Source organism: Calyptranema fuscum S582 (assembly GCF_055793305.1).
This window is the reverse complement of record NZ_JBSLYH010000020.1, coordinates 59574-73591: the sequence shown is the minus strand read 5'-3', so window position 1 is coordinate 73591 and position 14018 is coordinate 59574. Positions and strand designations below refer to the sequence as shown.

Below are 14018 nucleotides of genomic sequence, written 5' to 3'. Positions count from 1 at the left end.
CGTTATACATCGTGATTTTATAGCAACCGTCAAGACGGTTAAATCAGGAGGTTGTGTGAGAACCCGTGCTCTGCGCAGGTTCTCACACAACCTTTGTCCTAATCACCCCCTCGACGGCTATAAGCTCTTGATTGCGACTCAACAGTAGGCAACGGGTTTCAGAAGAAAAAAATGTGATGCGAGGGCGTTGCCCGCGCACCACGAAATCATTGGTATTCGGACGCCCCCAAATTAAACAGCGTCAATACCTGTGGGGTACTGACGCTATTCGATGAGATTACAGAACCTTCAAGACGTAAGACCTCCGAGGTTTTTAAAACCTCGGAGGTCTTGGGTTCCACCATCAGGAACCGACAGCCCTAACGCTTAACGATTTCTGCCCAAGAACAGCAATCTTCCAATCACTGCTCAAATAGGGTTTAGTGTTTGGGTGCAGATGCCTTAGACCGCTTCGCGGGTTTGGGCTTCGGATCGAAATTGCGCGATCTGGGTGCCGGATGAGAATCGTTGACGGGTTCTTCGGCAAAGCCTTGATCCATCCGCATCCAGGCAGGACGCGTATGATCATGAGACATTTGCAGAGCCGCTGCGGCAACAGTGCGTAGATCGTACTCTTCGCTTAGCTGCGCCACGATGGGTAAGAAAGACGCCAGGCGATCGCCAACAATGGCATCTCGCACTTCGTTTTGTAGCTTTTCCAAATACCGTGCTTCAATCTGCGCCCGAGTTGGAATATTGCCCCAATTTAGGGTCTGGCGAATATGACGCTCGATGTCACGCAGTTTGCGCTTATCGAGAGGATGAACCAGCGAAATCGCGGTTCCTTCTTTGCCAGCTCGTCCAGTCCGACCGATGCGGTGAACATAGCTATCCACACTATCCGGCAAGTCGTAGTTGATCACATGGGTCAAATCTTCGACGTGCAAGCCGCGTGCTGCAATATCGGTTGCCACAACCCAGCGAACTTGGCGTTGGCGGAAGCGTAGCAATAGCCGCTCTCGCTGAGCCTGACTCAGATCGCCGTGATATTCATCGACGCTGTGCCCCGCTGCCTGGAGTTGGCGAGTCAGTTCAGCGGCGGCTTTCCGGGTTCGAACAAAGATCAGGGCAGATTCCGGATCTTCTAGTTCCAAAATCGGTTGCAAAGCTCTGGATTTTGTCCAGCCGCGTGGCACCATGTACGCTACCTGGTTAATTCGCGCAGGGGCAGCTTTAGGTTGCTCAATGCTAACCGTGACAGGCGATCGCAAGAACTTGGCTGCCAGTTCTCGAATCGATGATTCCATCGTTGCCGAGAAAAAGGCAGTTTGACGCTCAGGCGAAGCCTGACTGAGGATGCGTTCTACATCTTGAATAAAGCCCATATTCAGCATTTCATCGGCTTCATCTAAAACTAGCCAACTCAACTGATTGAGCTTCAAATCACCCCGCTCTAGTAGGTCAAGTACCCGACCGGGTGTACCAACCACCACTTGAACACCCCGGCGCAATCGTTGAATCTGAGGTTCAATCGCTTGCCCACCATAGAGTGCCAGGACAAATAAGCGGCGATCGTCACTAAAGGTTCGGATCGATTGATAAACTTGCAGCGCCAATTCACGCGTCGGAGTTAAAATCAGTGCCTGCACCGCACGGCTATTGAGGTCAATCTGTTCCAAGATTGGTAGGGAAAAAGCAGCTGTTTTGCCAGTACCAGTTTGGGCTAAACCGACAACATCCCGACCAGAGAGTAGGTGAGGAATGGCTTCAGCTTGAATTTGTGTAGGAGTGTCAAAGCCAATTTTCTCCATGTGGCGCACGCGCGCCTCTGACAAACCTAAACTGTTGAATGAGAGGGTCATCGAGTCTCCTTAGCGTGTGTGAACAGAGACACGACTAAGCGCGCCTCTTAGTTGGGTTTTGTGATCGGCAATTTGACCGTTTAGGTCGTAAACATCAGCACCTGTAATCTCCACTGATGCCAGTGTCCCCAGGCGTGCTGTGCCCTGAACGTATACCAAACCGTCAACTTCTGGTGCAAACCGGGCGGAGCGACCGATCAATTCGCCCGTATCCGGATGTTCTTGCTCAATCAAGACGTCCACAACCTTGCCAATTTCTGCCTGATTGTTTTTCAGCGAAATGGGCTGTTGGGCTGCCATCAACCGATCCCGGCGTTCATCCATGACAGATTGGGGAATCTGATTGGGCAAGTCGTATGCAGCAGTTCCTTCTTCGGCAGAAAAGGTAAAAACACCGACGTGGTCGAATTCATGCCGTTGAACAAACTGCAACAAATGCTCAAACTGTTCGTCGGTTTCACCCGGAAAACCAACAATAAAGGTCGTCCGCAACACTGCATCGGGAATGGCAGCTTTAATCTTCTCAATGATGCCGTCGTTGACGCGCCCTTGCCAGGGACGGTTCATTGCCCGCAATACGTCGGGGTGAGAATGTTGCAGCGGTAAATCTAAGTAGGGCAATACGTTGGGTGTCTCCTGAATTGCGGCAATCACCTTGGGAGTCAGCCCTGTTGGGTAAGCATAATGCATCCGCACCCAGGGAATTGATACGTTACCCAGTGCGCGCAGAAGCTCTGCCAGCTTGGGTTCGCCATAGATATCAACGCCATAGTTGGTGGTGATTTGAGAGATCAAGATAATTTCTTGAACCCCTTCTGCTGCCAGTTGCTCTGCTTCAGCAACAATCGACTCGATTGAGCGCGATCGCTGATTTCCTCTAAGATGAGGAATAATGCAAAACGCACAGCGGTAGTCACATCCTTCGGCAACCCGAACATAGGCTGTTCCTTCAGCTGTTGTCCGGTATCGCGGCACTGTCTCATCCGCAATATAGGTCGGCTCTAAGGAAATCTCCTTGACCCGTTCTCCCGTTTCCGCTCGCTGGATGACATCCACAATCTTGTGGTAATCTCCAGTGCCTACGACAGCCACAGCTTCAGGTAGCTCATCCAGCAGTTCTTGCTGAAAATGCTGTGCCATACAGCCGGTGATGACAATCTTTTTGTTGGCTTCTGCCAGTTCGACAAGGGTACGAACCGACTCTTCTCGTGCCGCCTGGATAAAGCTACACGTATTCACGATAACGTAATCTGCCAAATCTTCGTTGGAATCGACCTGATAGCCTGCCTGCACTAACAGACCGAGCATATGCTCAGTATCAATTCGATTTTTTTCACAACCTAAATGAGAAATGGCGACGGTTGGCTTATTGCCCATGCGATCTCGGATTATTGGGAAGACGTAGACTGGTGATGAGAATCAAATTTGGTAACAGAACCAAAATAATGCAGCGATCGCTCAATCAACGGGCAGGTAGCTACTCTTCTTCCGATCACATTGCCTTGATAAGAACAATGTATACCGTTAATCGCAATCGCATTTGAGTTGTGACAATATATTAACGCAAATTTGCATAACATATCTACACAATTAATCCATTTTTAACGAATTGCTCTAATGCAGCGGCAGATTTTTCCCTCAAAAATGCTGCTGTGTCTCAATTACAGCTATTTTGGAAACGTCGTCTGAGATCGTGTCATTTTCAACGGGACTCACACAGGACTCACAACAGATACTCTTTTTTTGAAAGAGCGGCGGCTGAGCCATCGTTCTCTTAAGGATCGTGGATTTAACTAAGACCAGACATTTATAGAGTTGGCAGCGCAGCGACGCCGCGCTGCCAACTATAAATTACAGGATTGCTGCCAACCACAGATGTCTGGGGTTTAATTGATTTGGGGATCCTTGGCAACATGGACACCATTGGTTCAGGCGGATCGGGAATGGGTCGATTGAAAACGGTCTATTGCTGTTAAAGTAAATTGAAGGACTATAGAGGTATAAAAGACCTCGTTTCAGGCATTTTGCTTGAATTTCATTGTTGTTTATGTCGTGCGCTTGAGTCCGAACTAGCTAGACACGTGGACTTAAATCAAATTTTCAAGACCAATCATCCGATAATCGGTGTCGTTCATCTGCTACCCCTCCCAACCTCTCCCAGATGGGGCGGTAGCCTTAAAGCAGTGATCGATCGTGCTGAACGAGAGGCAACTGCGCTCGCATCAGGCGGGGTCGATGGCATCATGGTAGAAAACTTTTTTGACGCGCCCTTCCCTAAAGATTGCGTTGATCCGGCAACGGTTAGTGCGATGAGCCTGGTGGTGCAGCGGCTGATGAATTTGGTATCACTGCCCGTTGGGGTGAATGTGTTACGAAATGATGCGCGTAGTGCAATGGCGATCGCCTCTTGTGTCAATGCTCAGTTCATTCGGGTCAATGTGTTGACCGGGGTGATGGCAACCGACCAGGGATTAATCGAGGGTCAGGCTCACCAGCTTTTGCGCTATCGCCGTGAATTGGGCAGCGATGTCAAAATTTTGGCAGATGTGTTGGTAAAACATGCCCGTCCGCTGGGGTCTCCCAACTTAACCACTGCGGTTCAAGAAACCATTGATCGGGGATTAGCCGACGCGGTTATCCTTTCAGGCTGGGGAACGGGTAGCCCTCCCAGCCAAGAAGACTTAGAATTGGCGACAGCGGCGGCAAAGGGAACCCCTGTCTTTATTGGCAGCGGAGCCAGTTGGGAAAACATTCCCACCCTCATCCAGGCAGCGGATGGTGTGATTGTGTCCAGTTCCTTAAAACGGCGTGGGCAGATTGATCAACCCATCGATCCCATTCGTGTCAGTCAGTTTGTTGATTCGATGCGTCGCAGTCTGGCAACGAAGACCCAGGTATCGTCTAACAAAGCTTCGGTTGCGGTGTCATCTTATTCAGAACCCTAGATGCTGGGGCTATGGTGGATCTGCATTATGTATCATGCAATTTGGCGGTGGAGACTGCGTCTCCACCGCCAAATTATTGCCTGCCCCTGTTCGACTGGGAAATTTCGTGGTTCGATATAGTGCTGTGCCGATTGATTCAGTACGGTGCTAACTCGTACACCGCAGTAGTGATATTCATGTAATGATTTTTTGTGGCGCGGGCGTCGCCCGTGCCACAAAAAATCATCACTTTTTTAGGACTACCGCACACCACTATAGAGATTGATGCCGCAGGTCTAGAAAATTTACAGATGGCAAACTTTAGCCCATGTTTTTTTACAGGGTGAATAGTTTGAGTCAAAATGGAAACGTTCAGGATCAAGCTTAAGTTGCCTTGTGTCAACTCAAAGTTTTACTGAAAACAAGTACTCAATGAGTGGAATCTTATGAGCCGCCGACGTCAAACTCCTTGGCTGCATCGCAATTCAAGATATTTGATTGCAGCGATCGCCATTTTGGGTGTGCTGAATACGGGATACCTTACGTTCACCAAGCTATTTGGTGGAGAAGCAGCCTGCCCAACGAGCGGCTGCGAACAAGTTCTCTCTAGCGCGTATGCCTATGTTTTTGGGTTACCGCTGGCATTGTTTGGGCTAACGGCTTACCTGGGTATGACCGCCTTTGCGATCGCACCGTTAGTCGTGAATCCCGAGCAAAATAAAGACCTGCGTTCTCAATTAGACCGATGGACCTGGTTGCTATTGTTCATCGGGGCGACCGCCATGCTGGTGTTCAGCGCCTATTTGATGTACATCATGGTGTCTGAATTTGTCATTCCGAACGGCATCAAAAGTGTTTGCTTCTATTGCATTGCCTCTGCGCTGTTTGCGCTGACGTTATTTGTTCTGACGCTGATCGGTCGTGTTTGGGATGATATCGGGCAGCTATTTTTCACCGGGATCATTGTCAGTGTCGTGGTTTTAATCAGCGCTCTGGGAGTCTATGCCGAAGTTGGAGGTGCCTCTTCCGGTGCGGGGTTAAATGCGACCGGACAAGCGGGGCCGGAGATTACGACGACATCAGGACCTTCTGAAATTGCGCTGGCGCGTCACCTTAGAGAAAGTGGAGCCAAAATGTTTGGAGCCTATTGGTGCCCACATTGCCACGACCAAAAACAACTGTTTGGTTCCCCTGCGGTCAGAGACATTCCGTATGTTGAATGTGCTCCGGATGGGCAAAATTCTCAAACGGCTCTGTGTCAGGAAACGAATGTTACTGGCTTTCCCACCTGGCAAATTAATGGTCAGCTGCATCCCGGTACCCAAACCCTAGACCAACTCTCGGATCTATCTGGTTATCAGGGTTCTAGAGACTTCAGAAACTAAACGTGGATTTTGCCCTCCTATGCAGCTTGCTCCCTGGCGATCGCCCCTGGCGCGTGCGTTGCACCTGAATCGATCGCTGGTCTATGCCCGCTATGTGCAGCTAGCGACCGTGTGCCAAAATGGACGACCTGCCAATCGAACAATCGTGTTTCGCGGATTTTTGGAACATACCCAGCAGCTTCAGTTTGTGACGGATGCCCGTAGCGACAAGATAGACCAAATTGAAGGCAACCCTTGGGCAGAAGTCTGCTGGTATTTTCCTAAAACCAGGGAGCAATTTCGGGTATCTGGCAAACTCTGTCTGGTCGGTCCCCATCATCCGGATGTCGAGTTGCAAACGGCTTGTCGGTCGATGTGGGCTAAGTTATCTGATGCTGCTCGCTCTCAGTTTGCCTGGGCTACTCCGGGTCATGCCAGAGATCCCCAAGACGCCTTCGCTCCACCCGTACCCGATGCAGAGGTTCCGTTAGACCATTTCCGGCTGTTGCTGTTAGATCCGCTGCGGGTCGATCATCTGGAATTACGAGGCGATCCCCAAAATCGTCAGGTCTATGAGCGAATGGCAGAAACCTGGTCTGTTTTGACCGTAAATCCTTAAAGATCACAGATTCAGCAACCTAATTTTTTGAGCGCGCAACGGCTTCGCCGTTGCGCGCTCAAAAAATTAGGTTTTGTCTAGCAGTCGAGGGCTGATTAGGGAGAACCCTTGCGGAACGTAGGTTCTCACAGTCGGCTGCTATATAAAATTTACGCCCCTAAGTATCTGGTTTATTGCTAATGGGCGGCGTCTGCTGCTCATCGGCAATAAAGCTCCTTTACTCAAGTTAGGCAATGCTGCCGCGTTTGCGGGCTTCTTTATAGGATGTGCCGATATTTTTTAGCCCAGAGCGGATCATCTGTTGTTCTAATAACGCAAAAAATCGAGCGCGATCGCTGCCTCTAACAACCGCCTGATTGTGCGCCTCTGCCAGGGCTACCGGGTAACCATACCCCTTTTGCACCTGAGTAATGGTTAAATCCAACGCCATGTTGAGCAAACTGGGATCTTCTGCAACCCAGGCAGGAAATTCAACTCGGGCAATTTCTGCACCCACATTGACATAACAAAAATAGATAGTCTGATTGCCGTAGCAATCAAGAATTTGGGCAGAACTGCGCCACAAACAACTTCGTTGCCCCGGTTCTAATACAAGTGCCCACAAAGCAGTATCCCGCAGGGGTGCAAATACCTGGCAAGGAGCTTGCTCGGTTTGTCCTGGGCAATGAGCAGCGCAATCTGGCTCGGGATAAGGGCAAGTCTGAAGACGAAGAAAATTCAGCGCTTCGCCACTGCGGGCAGCACTCAGATAACCAACTAACGGGACTCGAAGCGATCGCAACTGATCCCAGGCTTTTAAAATTGGGGGCAAAATGCGATCGCGCGCTTCCGCAGGCAACGGCTCTAAAAACCAATGGATTAAGGAACCATCGACCATGGCTAAAACTGGCGAGTTGGCAAGGTTAGCGGGTTGCGAAACATCGCCGGATGGATTGCGAAAGACAGAAAACTGAACGCTGTCCCCCTCATCCCGATCGCCGCTGTCGTGTGCCCTGCGCCCCTCTGTCCCTGTTTTACTCACCATTGCCTCTGCTAATTCAGCCAGGGCGATCGCTTCTGAAACGGTGCGGCAGTACCCCATCCATTCTTCTGTACGAATGCCCCATTGCCGGGACACATAGAGGTCTTCGGGACGATAAAACACTTCCGGCAGGCTATCGAGTAAGGGGTAACGGCTGTCGCCATAGTGCAATGCCACGCGACCAACGTTGATCAAATAACAATAGGCAATTTCGTGGTGACTGGGAGCAATTTGAGACCCATCGGTTGCCAGGACGGTGTGAATTGCCGGAGCTACTGCCAGATCAATGTGTGTATCGAGCGGTTCCACAGGTTCCGCTGCCGTAAACCCAAGGCGATCGCCCCAGACTTGCTTCTGGTTGACCAGAAACGTTTGTCGTGCCTGTGCCTGCACCATAACCTGTTGTGCCAACTCAACCCGTTGTCGAGTAGCTGTTGCCTCCTGGGTCAAATGTTGACCGATTCCCTGCATCTGGCGAGCGAGTTTGGTGAGATCGAGCATGGTTAGGAGTGGGGGTGGGGATCAGAAGGATGAAGGGTGGAGGGGTGGAGGGATGAAAGAGTAAAGGGATGAAGGGGTGAAGGGATGGGAAGGGTGAGTAATTAATCTGAAAATTTCTTCGATTGCTTATTCTTAAGAATTACAGATGCATGAGCCTGGACTTCTGTTGAAGAGAGCGATGGCTCCGCCATCGCTCTCCTCAACTCAGATGCTAGGGGGAGAGTCTTTGAATTTTCCAACTGTGATCTTCAAGTTGCTGATATAGCAGGCGATCGTGTAAGCGGTTGGGGCGTCCTTGCCAAAATTCAAGCTGGGTCGGGATCAGGCGATAGCCACCCCAGTGGTCGGGGCGGGGAATGAGTTGATCGCGATATTGCTCAGAGAGTTGTTGGAGACGATGTTCGAGAAACTGGCGATTGGGGATGATCTGGCTTTGTGCCGATGCCCAGGCTCCCAGTTGGCTACCGATTGGGCGGATTTGGAAATAATCGTCGGCTTCCTGGCTGGATACAGTTTCGATAGACCCTTCAATTCTCACCTGACGTTCTAGTTCTGCCCACCAAAATACCAGGGCTGCATTTGGATTTGCGGTTAGCTCTTGACCTTTGCGGCTAGTGTAGTTGGTATAAAAGACAAACCCTTGTTCATCCAGTGCTTTCAACAATACAATTCTGGCAGATGGAATGCCCGTGGGTGTTGCAGTTGCCAGGGTCATAGCATTGGGTTCGGGTAATTCGGCAGCAACGGCATCTGCAAACCAGGTGCGAAATTGTTGGAACGGATCCAGATCAACGTGGGTTTCATCCAGCTCTTGTAAGCTATAGTTTCGCCGCAGGTCGGCGATCGCAGTATTAGTCAACATTTTATGTAGCGAGGATAGGTTTAGTTCCTGTTTTTATTGTGCGATATTAAATGGTTGGCAAACCTTCTCAGGTCTTTTTAAAACCTGATTTTTCGCACATACTCATATAGCGATAAATAAAACGTAGGGGGGCATCATTACAGCGACAATTTTGTAACCCTGGGTTGTGGGCGAAGCGCTATAGTTCATCAAATCCATGATCTTTGTTTTTATAAGTGAATGATGTTATGACTCAACTTCTGGCAGGGGATATTGGTGGTACAAAAACGATCTTGCGGCTGGTTGAAGCAGAAGCTGCACCCTCAACGACCAAGCTAAAAAACCTCTATGAAGTCCGCTATGAAAGCCAAACATATTCTGACCTGGTGCCAATGGTCAAACAGTTTTTGGCAGCAGCGGCAGCAGAGCTAGGGTTTCTGCCTCAGCCGGAAAAAGGATGCTTTGCGATCGCCGGGCCTGTGGTCAATAACACCTCTTCTCTTACCAATTTGTCGTGGGTGTTAGATGGAGAGCGGTTGGAACGAGAACTCGCCTTGACCAAGGTGGTTTTAATTAATGACTTTGCTGCCATTGGCTATGGCATTTTGGGGTTAGAGGCAGACGACATTCATACCTTACAACTTGGAGAGTTTCGGTCTTTTGCACCGATGGCAGTAATCGGCGCGGGCACTGGATTGGGAGAAGGATTTTTGGTACCCCATCAAGATCTTTATTCCATCTATCCTTCCGAAGGGGGACACGCTGACTTTTCTCCTCGATCAGAGTTAGAGTTTCAATTATTAAAATATCTGCGCGATAAGCATGGACTGACTCGGATTTCGGTCGAGCGGGTGGTGTCTGGGCAGGGAATTGTCGCTATTTATCAGTTTTTGCGCGATCGCCAAATTGCGGCGGAATCAGCTGAAGTCGGTGACCCAATTCGCACCTGGGAACGAGAAGCAGGGGTTAGTGAAAAATCGATTGATCCGGCGGCGGTGATTGCCCAAGCGGCGGCTGAAACCAACGATACCCTTTCCAGGGAAACCATGAATTTATTTGTCTCTGCTTATGGGGCAGAGGCGGGCAATTTGGCACTCAAGCTCTTACCGTATGGGGGGCTATATATTGCTGGGGGAATTGCGGCGAAAAACTTAGCCCTGATGCAATCGGGCGAATTTATGTCCGCGTTTACAGACAAAGGGCGGGTCAGCCCACTACTCAAGCGCATCCCTGTGCATATCATTCTCAATCCGCAAGTTGGGCTGATTGGCGCAGCAATTTGTGCTACTCGGTTGTAGCAGGCAAAGTCCCAGAGGAGACACCAACAACCACAAATCCACGGGTCTGGTTAGATGAACTATCTATCGTTGCCATTGCATTCCAGAGATCAGCCGTGGTGACCCAAACGGGAGGATATTTATACCGCGAAACATCCAGAATCAAAAAGCGATCGCTTTCCGCATCGTAAGCCGCTAAGGGTGAGATGTGTCCACCGCGTTCTTGACCCAACGTGCTGCGTAAATAATTCACCAAAATATAGTTATCGGGTTGCGCCAGATTAGCAATGGCGATCGCCCGAAAATCTGCCATGCTACTGGCGTCTGTATGATGTACCTGCACCGTAACCGGATAGCTTGCCAATAGTCTACCCAGTTCATCCAGAGTCATGCCCTGCTGTGCGACTACCTCGGGCGCTAAAACGGAACGGGTTTGAGGATTATCAAAAATATTGGCTTGCGTAAAAAAGTGAAACGGCTCATATTCCGGTGAGGTCGGTGCTGCGATCGCCAACGCATTCAGCACCATTGACATACTGGCAACCCCGCAATATGCCAGATTATCTTGCGTAACAAAATATTGGGTTAAGGGAAAATAGTCAGCTCTGGCGTCGCTTTCCAATAGCAACGTTTCGCCTGCGGCTGAATCTAAGCCGATTAAATTATCCGGCAAGGGCAATGTTTGTGCCAGCAGGTGAGTGCTGCCGGTTAATAAACTGGCGATCGCAGTGCTGAGCAAATATCCTAATTTTTGACCCACAGATAAGAGATGTTGTCCAGGCATATGAATTTATCACCGTCCGTTGTATTTCTTCCTAAGGATCACAAATTAATTAACCTGTAATTCTTTTTGAGAGAGCGGCGGCTCCGCCGCCGCTCTCTCAAAAAGAATCGGGTTTTATTCAATCCACGCTCCTAAAGATCCCAGGTTCATGGTTTGGGAAGGCGCGCAGAGCGCGCCTTCCCAAACCATGAACCGCAAAGGCAATGAACGCTATTAAAACGTGAGGATGCATTTTCTAGAGCACTCCCCTAGATTTCGTAACAGTGCTTAATCATGACTTCTTACCTATATAGCAATCCACAAACTCTATACAATAAAGAACGTTCTGACTATATGTGGTGCCATGAGTCTTCAGAGTAAGCCTGCTTGGGCAGGTGACGATTTTTTGTCCCGGTGTGTCAACGTCTTGATTCAGACCAAACCCATCTATGCGGTGATGAAGCAGCAAGCACGGCAAGTGCTGATCAAGACCGCTGAAAAAAATGGCGTTCCCTGGCGCAAGCATTATCAAGAGCTAGCGGCATCCGGTATTCAACACCAGGTGTCACAGGTGACCGATGCCAGCGTCACGTATCCCGACTACTATCAGGTGCCATTTCATGCCTACGACCAGGGCAACCTCTGTTGGGATGCTGCTTTTGAAGCCGAATCTGCCACCCATGCGATGGCACTGCGCGTCTGGAAAGGCGAAACTTTGACCTGGGAAGAAGCCCACAGCCGTTTACGTAACAGCTTTCATCAGGTGTTGGCAGAATCGATCTGTCAACCCGTCCATGATATTCTCGACATCGGTTGCTCTGTAGGCGTCTCAACTCTGGCACTGCATCGATTTTACCAGCAACAAAATGGTGCCGTGCGGACTGTCGGGTTGGATCTGTCACCCTATATGCTGACGGTGGCAAAACAACGAGATAAAAAAGGTGAAATCGCCCAATGGCTCCATGCCAATGCCGAAGCGACGTCACTTCCCGAGGCTTCGTTTGATTTAATCACGTTGCAATTTGTTTTGCATGAATTACCACGTCAAGCGACGATCGCCATTTTCAAAGAAGTCCTGCGACTGCTTCGTCCGGGGGGACACCTGGCAATTGTAGATAACAATCCCAAGTCTCCTGTGATTCAGAATTTGCCACCCATTCTGTTTACGCTGATGAAAAGTACAGAGCCCTGGTCCGATGACTATTACACATTTGATGTAGAGGCGGCGATGCAATCTGTGGGGTTTGACTATCTATTGACCATTGCCAGTGACCCCCGTCATCGCACTCTCTTGGGACGCAAACCCATGTAATCGGTCAACCTGGAATCGGCAACAACACACCCCATTGGCAGAGAGAGTTGATTCATGATATCTGGACAGTATCCGCGTAATATGGTGGGCTACGGTCGCCATACCCCCGATCCCAAATGGCACAACAATGCCCGTATTGCCGTACAGTTTGTCATTAATTATGAAGAAGGGGGTGAAAACTGCATTTTGCATGGAGATGCAGCGTCGGAAGCATTTCTCTCCGAAATTGTCGGTGCCAGTCCCTTGCCCGGTGTGCGCCATCTGAATATGGAATCGATTTATGAATATGGCAGTCGGGCAGGGTTTTGGCGATTGCATCGATTGTTTACCGAACGACAGATTCCAGTCACCATCTATGGTGTGGCAATGGCATTGGAACGTAACCCAGACGCGGTCGCGGCGATGTTAGAAGCCGATTGGGAGATTGCCAGTCATGGCTATCGTTGGATCGACTATCAATATGTCGGTGAAGAAACAGAGCGATCGCACATCCAAAAAGCGATTGAAATTCAAACCCGTGTGACCGGCGATCGCCCCCTTGGTTGGTATCAAGGACGCACCAGTCCCAACACCCGTCGGTTAGTGGTAGAAGACGGTGGGTTTCTCTATGATTCCGATAGTTATGCCGATGATCTGCCGTACTGGGTACATGACTATGGCAAACCTCATTTAGTCATTCCTTACACACTCGATACCAACGATATGCGGTTTGCGATCGCTCAGGGCTTCAACTCCGGCGACCAGTTTTTTGCCTACCTGCGCGATACCTTCGATGTTCTCTATGCCGAAGGTGAAACGGCACCCAAAATGATGAACATTGGCTTGCACTGCCGGTTAGTGGGTAGACCCGGGCGATCGGCTGCCTTAGCCCGTTTTCTTGACTATGTGCAACAGCATGAACGTGTATGGCTCTGTCGGCGAATTGACATCGCCCGTCACTGGCACCAATACCATAAACCATTGACGTAGGGTTGTATTAAAAGTTGTTTTTTCGTGCGCTTCACGCACGAAAAAACAACCCCCTTAGCAAGTTTTAAAACAAGCCATAGGATCACGCATGGGAGAGCGACAGCGGAGCCGTCGCGCTCTCAAAAAGAATTGAGACGTTGCTGATTTGGGCTATGACGTTTAGTGGAAGTGCGGCACGCCGTTCCGCACTTCCACTAAACGTCATAGCAAGATTAAGCAGTATGCTAAACAGTTAGTCCTATCTATTTAATTGTGGTTAATAATTATTTAACTCTGACTTTACCAAATAAACCATGACTATAAAACTTTCATGTGTTACGTTTAATAGAACTTTCTTCATCTTAAGTAGATCTACTAGTATTTGAAGTTATATCAGCCCAATCATCCTCGTAAACTAGATGAATGATGAATCGTGGTCTACCTCAACACCAAAGCCTATGCTCAACGATGGAAAACCCTTGATACTACTCCAGTAGACAAAAAACTAGAGCAATAGAATTCAGTATTTCTACGGTTATTTTCATCGATTCTGCCGTCGCACTTTACCAAAATTCAATTCAAAACTTAACCAAAGACATAGCGCCCG

The 14018-nt window shown here is 49.4% G+C and carries 11 protein-coding genes; 6 read left to right on the top strand and 5 right to left on the bottom strand.

What is annotated here, in order from left to right:
• Positions 1–419 precede the first annotated feature (419 nt).
• On the bottom strand, positions 420–1841 hold the full coding sequence (locus tag ACR6Z4_RS15155; protein WP_479718129.1) for a DEAD/DEAH box helicase: 1422 nt from the start codon (positions 1839–1841) through the stop codon (positions 420–422).
• Positions 1842–1850: 9 nt separating this feature from the next.
• On the bottom strand, positions 1851–3218 hold the full coding sequence (gene rimO, locus ACR6Z4_RS15150; protein WP_479718128.1) for a 30S ribosomal protein S12 methylthiotransferase RimO: 1368 nt from the start codon (positions 3216–3218) through the stop codon (positions 1851–1853).
• Positions 3219–3922: 704 nt separating this feature from the next.
• Between rimO and btpA the strand changes: the two genes are divergently transcribed.
• The 3 genes from btpA (at position 3923) to ACR6Z4_RS15135 (ending at position 6748) form a co-directional block, all read left to right on the top strand.
• Positions 3923–4786, top strand: a complete 864-nt coding sequence (gene btpA / locus ACR6Z4_RS15145) for a photosystem I biogenesis protein BtpA (protein ID WP_479718127.1) — start codon at positions 3923–3925, stop codon at positions 4784–4786.
• 425 nt (positions 4787–5211) lie between these two features.
• Positions 5212–6150, top strand: coding sequence for a vitamin K epoxide reductase family protein (locus tag ACR6Z4_RS15140; RefSeq protein ID WP_479718126.1), 939 nt, complete (start codon positions 5212–5214; stop codon positions 6148–6150).
• Positions 6151–6169: 19 nt separating this feature from the next.
• On the top strand, positions 6170–6748 hold the full coding sequence (locus ACR6Z4_RS15135) for an Npun_F5749 family FMN-dependent PPOX-type flavoprotein (RefSeq protein ID WP_479718125.1): 579 nt from the start codon (positions 6170–6172) through the stop codon (positions 6746–6748).
• Positions 6749–6974: 226 nt separating this feature from the next.
• Here the strand turns inward: ACR6Z4_RS15135 and ACR6Z4_RS15130 are convergent, their stop codons facing one another.
• A complete protein-coding gene (locus ACR6Z4_RS15130) occupies positions 6975–8270 on the bottom strand; it encodes a DNA double-strand break repair nuclease NurA (protein ID WP_479718124.1) in 1296 nt (431 codons plus the stop codon).
• A 211-nt stretch (positions 8271–8481) separates the two neighbouring features.
• On the bottom strand, positions 8482–9132 hold the full coding sequence (gene pdxH, locus ACR6Z4_RS15125; protein ID WP_479718123.1) for a pyridoxamine 5'-phosphate oxidase: 651 nt from the start codon (positions 9130–9132) through the stop codon (positions 8482–8484).
• Positions 9133–9359: 227 nt separating this feature from the next.
• On the opposite strand from pdxH, the gene ACR6Z4_RS15120 reads away from it, so the two are divergent.
• The gene (locus tag ACR6Z4_RS15120; protein ID WP_479718122.1) at positions 9360–10409 is read left to right on the top strand and encodes a glucokinase; all 1050 of its coding nucleotides are present in this window, start codon (positions 9360–9362) and stop codon (positions 10407–10409) included.
• On the opposite strand, the gene ACR6Z4_RS15115 is transcribed toward ACR6Z4_RS15120, so the two are convergent.
• Positions 10396–11172: a phytochelatin synthase family protein gene (locus ACR6Z4_RS15115; protein ID WP_479718121.1), complete on the bottom strand. Its 777-nt coding sequence runs from the start codon at positions 11170–11172 to the stop codon at positions 10396–10398. The two genes, ACR6Z4_RS15120 and ACR6Z4_RS15115, sit on opposite strands and share 14 nt — an antisense overlap.
• 343 nt (positions 11173–11515) lie before the next feature.
• On the opposite strand from ACR6Z4_RS15115, the gene ACR6Z4_RS15110 reads away from it, so the two are divergent.
• Positions 11516–12463, top strand: a complete 948-nt coding sequence (locus ACR6Z4_RS15110) for a class I SAM-dependent methyltransferase (RefSeq protein ID WP_479718120.1) — start codon at positions 11516–11518, stop codon at positions 12461–12463.
• Positions 12464–12520: 57 nt separating this feature from the next.
• Positions 12521–13432, top strand: a complete 912-nt coding sequence (puuE, locus tag ACR6Z4_RS15105) for an allantoinase PuuE (RefSeq protein ID WP_479718173.1) — start codon at positions 12521–12523, stop codon at positions 13430–13432.
• Positions 13433–14018 lie beyond the last annotated feature (586 nt).

Bases quoted from the DNA above. Each gene is read 5' to 3' on its own strand.
- ACR6Z4_RS15155 (WP_479718129.1), bottom strand. From the start codon at position 1,841: ATGACCCTCTCATTCAACAGTTTAGGTTTGTCAGAGGCGCGCGTGCGC.
- rimO (WP_479718128.1), bottom strand. From the start codon at position 3,218: ATGGGCAATAAGCCAACCGTCGCCATTTCTCATTTAGGTTGTGAAAAA.
- ACR6Z4_RS15140 (WP_479718126.1), top strand. From the start codon at position 5,212: ATGAGCCGCCGACGTCAAACTCCTTGGCTGCATCGCAATTCAAGATAT.
- ACR6Z4_RS15135 (WP_479718125.1), top strand. From the start codon at position 6,170: ATGCAGCTTGCTCCCTGGCGATCGCCCCTGGCGCGTGCGTTGCACCTG.
- ACR6Z4_RS15130 (WP_479718124.1), bottom strand. From the start codon at position 8,270: ATGCTCGATCTCACCAAACTCGCTCGCCAGATGCAGGGAATCGGTCAA.
- pdxH (WP_479718123.1), bottom strand. From the start codon at position 9,132: ATGTTGACTAATACTGCGATCGCCGACCTGCGGCGAAACTATAGCTTA.
- ACR6Z4_RS15120 (WP_479718122.1), top strand. From the start codon at position 9,360: ATGACTCAACTTCTGGCAGGGGATATTGGTGGTACAAAAACGATCTTG.
- ACR6Z4_RS15115 (WP_479718121.1), bottom strand. From the start codon at position 11,172: ATGCCTGGACAACATCTCTTATCTGTGGGTCAAAAATTAGGATATTTG.
- ACR6Z4_RS15110 (WP_479718120.1), top strand. From the start codon at position 11,516: ATGAGTCTTCAGAGTAAGCCTGCTTGGGCAGGTGACGATTTTTTGTCC.